This is a genomic window from Paenibacillus sp. Y301, assembly GCF_059445505.1.
The window spans coordinates 1-773 of the sequence record NZ_JCAIUL010000049.1 but is presented as its reverse complement, the minus strand read 5'-3'; the positions used below and the strand labels follow the sequence as shown (position 1 = coordinate 773).

General features: G+C 35.1%; 1 protein-coding gene. It reads right to left on the bottom strand.

The genetic code is table 11. From position 1 onward, the window contains the following. Nucleotides 1-73: 73 nt before the first annotated feature. The coding region (locus AC1D69_RS25030; RefSeq protein ID WP_495458816.1) for a hypothetical protein at nucleotides 74-773 on the bottom strand (700 nt) is incomplete at its 5' end.

The window sequence follows — 773 nt, the reverse complement described above, 5'->3', positions numbered from 1 at the left end:
GGCGACCAAGGAGCGTCAGCGACGAGGCTGAAAAACATTGTTATGTGATGTTACCGACTTCTATGAAATACCCTCATTTAACTGTGCTTGTACCAGATTGCTCTTGTAATCCTTGATCAATTGTCTCCGTGCGTAAAATTCCGCCATCATGATCGTATGCAATGATATCGAATTTTTTACCCTGTGCATCATCGATCAATACATAAAACAATTTGAAATGCCTATTGATTTCTACAATATCTGTCTGTCTCTCAAGTCCGGTTATATAGTCTTTTACAACAAGTCTGGATATATCAGGATTTAGGATAACCCCATAAATCATTGGAAATGGCGAGTCAAATTCAGTTCCTGTAGTACTTGGAAAATAAGAACTATAAAATGCTTCTCCTTTTGCTTCTTCCAGTGATAAATCTAATCTAACATTGGTTGCGCCAAAAGATCCTCCATATCCCCACTTCCAACCTTGGTCAGTTTTCTTTACAAACTCTGATGAAACTTGAATTCGTCCATCATTGATATTTCTTAAAAAGAAAACCATCATACCATTATTAACTGGCTGCTCATGAATAATGTAATTGACGTAATTATCTTCTCCTCTCGCCTTTTCAATAGCTTCTACAATGGATTTACTAGAATCATCTTCTCTCAAATATATATATCCGAGATAGGTACATAAACAGATTAGTAATAAAGCAATGATAACTAATATTTTTTTCAAAGTGACCTCCTGTATATGCTTAATAATTCCTATTTTCGGTAATTTCACATAACGT